The following is a 3,522-nucleotide window of genomic DNA, read 5'->3' as shown; positions in this document are numbered from 1 at the left end:
TCCCACCCCCCGCGCCATCGCCGATCTGCTGGACGACCTGCTCGGAGGCGTCCGTACGGAGAAGGCACCCGTACGGGCCGAAACGGCGGCGATCGGGGCCCTGGCCGACGACCCGGTCGTCATCGTCGGCATGGCCTGCCGGCTTCCCGGCGGCGTCGAATCGCCCGAGGCGCTCTGGCGACTCGTGGAGAGCGGCGGCGACGCGGTGTCGGAGTTCCCCACCGACCGGGGCTGGGACCTCGAAGGGCTCTACGACCCCGATCCCGACCATCCCGGCACCTCATACACCCGGCACGGCGGGTTCCTGCGGGACGTCGCCGACTTCGACGCCGCCTTCTTCGGCATCTCGCCCCGGGAGGCACTCGCGATGGACCCGCAGCAGCGGCTGCTGCTCGAAGTGGCGTGGGAGGCGTTCGAACGGGCGGGGATCGACCCACAGCGGCTCAAGGGCAGCCGCACCGGGGTCTTCGCGGGTGTGATGTACCACGACTACGCGCCCCGGCTGCAGGAGGTCCCCGGCGACCTGGAGGGATATCTCATCAACGGCAGCGCGGGCAGCGTCGCTTCGGGACGCGTGGCGTACACCTTCGGTTTCGAGGGCCCCGCGGTGACGGTGGACACGGCCTGCTCGTCCTCGCTTGTCGCCCTGCACCTGGCCGCCCAGTCGCTGCGTACGGGCGAGTCGGACCTCGCGCTCGCGGGCGGCGTCGCGGTGATGTCGTCGCCCGCCACGTTCGTCGAGTACTCGCGGCAGCGGGCCCTGTCGGCGGACGGGCGGTGCAAGGCGTTCTCCTCCTCCGCGGACGGCACCGGCTGGGGAGAAGGCGTGAGCCTGCTGCTCCTCGAACGGCTGTCGGACGCGCGCAGGAACGGGCACCCGGTGCTCGCGGTCGTCCGCGGCTCGGCCGTCAACCAGGACGGGGCCTCCAACGGTCTCACCGCCCCGAGCGGGCCGTCCCAGCAGCGGGTCATCCGGCAGGCGCTCGCCAACGCCGGGCTGGCCGCGTCGGAGGTGGACGCGGTCGAGGCGCACGGCACGGGCACGACGCTCGGCGACCCCATAGAGGCGCATGCGCTGCTGGCGACGTACGGCCAGGACCGGCCCGCCGACCGGCCGCTGTGGCTCGGCTCGCTGAAGTCGAACATCGCGCACACCCAGGCCGCCGCGGGCGGCGCCGGGGTGATCAAGATGGTCATGGCGATGCGCGGCGGCGTGCTGCCGAAGACGCTGCACATCGACGAGCCGAGCCCGCACGTGGACTGGTCGAGCGGCGCCGTACGCCTGCTCGGCGAGACTCGCCCCTGGCCGGAGACCGGCCGCCCCCGGCGGGCGGCGGTCTCGTCGTTCGGGGTCAGCGGTACGAACGCGCATGTGATCCTGGAGCAGCCCCCGGCCGCCGAGGAGCCGGCCAGGAAGGCGCCCGCGCCCCCGCCCGCCGTGCCGTGGGTGCTGTCCGGGCACCTGCCCGAGGCGCTGCGTGGCCAGGCCGTCGGCCTCGCGACGTACCTGGACGGCCGTGCGGACCTCGATCCCGTCGACGTCGCGCACTCTCTCGTCTCGGCCAGGGCGCTGTTCGCCGAGCGCGCCGTCGTGGTCGCGCCGAGCAGCGCCGAGTTGTCCGCCGATCTGTCCGCCGGGCTGGCCGCGCTCACCCGCGACGGCGCCCTGCCCGACCACGTCGTACGCGGCACGGCCGACGTGACCGGCAAGGTCGTGTTCGTCTTCCCCGGGCAGGGCGGGCAGTGGCCCGGCATGGCAGCCGGGCTGCTGGAGACGGCGCCGGTGTTCGCGAAGCGGCTCACCGAGTGCGGGCGGGCGCTGGCCGAGTTCGTGGACTGGTCGCTGCTCGACGTGGTGCGGGGCGTCCCCGGCGCGCCGGGGCTCGACCGGGTCGACGTGGTCCAGCCGGTGCTGTGGGCCGTCATGGTCTCGCTCGCCGAGCTGTGGCAGTCGTACGGCGTGCGTCCCGACGCCGTGGTCGGCCACTCGCAGGGAGAGATCGCCGCGGCGGTGGTGGCGGGGGGCCTGTCGCTCCGCGACGCCGCCCGCGTGGTGGCCCTGCGCAGTCAGGCCATCCGTACCCTGTCGGGCGACGGCGGGATGGCGTCGGTCGCCCTGCCCCTGGAGGAGGCCGAGGCCCGGATCGCGGCCTGGGACGGGCGGCTGTCGGTCGGGGTGGTCAACGGGCCGGGCAGCGTGGTCGTGTCGGGCGAAGCGGGCGCCCTGACGGAGCTGCTGGCCGCGCTCGACGCCGAGGGGGTGCGCAACCGGCGGATCTCGGTCGACTACGCGTCGCACTCCGCCCGGGTGGAGCTGATCGAGGAAGAGATCGTCAAGGCGCTGTCCCCCGTCGCTCCCCGGGAGCTGACCGTGCCGATGCTGTCGACCGTCACCGGTGACTGGGTCGGCCCCGAGGAGCTCGACGCGGAGTACTGGTACGCCAACCTGCGCCGGCCGGTGCGGTTCGAGGCCGCCACCCGGGCGCTGGCGGCCGGTGGCCACAGCGCGTTCGTCGAGATCAGCCCGCACCCGGTGCTCACGTCGAGCATCGAGGACACCCTCGACGCCGCGGGCGTCGCACCGGCGCTGGTCACCGGCACGCTGCGGCGCGACCAGGGCGGGCCGGAACGGTTCCTCGTCTCGCTCGCCGAGGCGTTCGTGCGGGGCGTTCCGGTCGACTGGAGCGTCGCCCTCGCCGGGTCGGAACCGCGCCGCGCCGACCTGCCCACCTACGCCTTCCAGCGCACCCGCTACTGGCTCGACGCCTCCCGTACGTCCGGGGTGGGCGGCTCGGTGGAGGACACCGCCCCCGGTGCGCCGTCTCCCGCGCGGCGGTTCGCCGGACTCGACCCGGCACAGCGCCGCGAGGCCGTGCTCGATCTAGTCCGTACGGAGGTCGCCGCGGTGCTGCGGCACTCCGACGGCGAGGCGGTCGCGCCGGCCAGGGCGTTCAAGGAGCTGGGTCTCGACTCGCTGACCGCCGTCGACCTGCGCAACCGGCTCCGGGCGGCGACCGGGCTGCCCCTGCCGACCACGTTGATCTTCGACTACCCCTCGCCCACCGCGGTGGCCGAGCACATCCTGACGGCTTTGGGCGACGCCGAGACGGACGGCGAGGACAAGCCGGCGGACGATCCGCTGACCGCGCTGCGGCGGCTGGAAGCGAGCCTGCTCGCCGAACCGGACGAGCGCGGCGAGGTCGTCTCCCGGCTCCGCGCGCTGCTGGCGCGCTTCGACACGGCCGCCGAGGACGACGACCCGGACGCCGAACTCGACCTCGACTCCGCCACCGACGACGAACTCTTCGACCTCCTGGACAGGGGCTGATTCCTGATGGCGAACGACGAAAAGCTGCGCGAATATCTCAAGCGTTCGATCGCGGAGACCAAGCAGGCCGAGCGGCGGCTACGGCAGATCGAGGCGAAGTCGCGCGAGCCGATCGCGATCGTGGGGATGGGCTGCCGTCTGCCCGGCGGGGTGGCCTCCCCCGAGGACCTGTGGGACCTGGTCGCCGAGGGCCG

2 protein-coding genes are annotated in these 3,522 nt (G+C 74.1%); both read left to right on the top strand.

The window, feature by feature from the left end; all coding sequences use genetic code 11:
• Window positions 1-3,328: type I polyketide synthase (locus HCK04_RS40040; RefSeq protein ID WP_240972271.1), on the top strand; the 3,328-nt coding region annotated here is incomplete at its 5' end.
• A 6-nt stretch (window positions 3,329-3,334) separates the two neighbouring features.
• The coding region (locus HCK04_RS40035; RefSeq protein ID WP_142652734.1) for a polyketide synthase docking domain-containing protein at window positions 3,335-3,522 on the top strand (188 nt) is incomplete at its 3' end.

Origin of the sequence: Microbispora sp. CL1-1 (assembly GCF_012034195.1) — a bacterium.
GTDB lineage: Bacteria > Actinomycetota > Actinomycetes > Streptosporangiales > Streptosporangiaceae > Microbispora.
The sequence above is the reverse complement of the archived record's forward strand: the minus strand, read 5'-3'. Positions and strand labels throughout refer to the sequence as shown.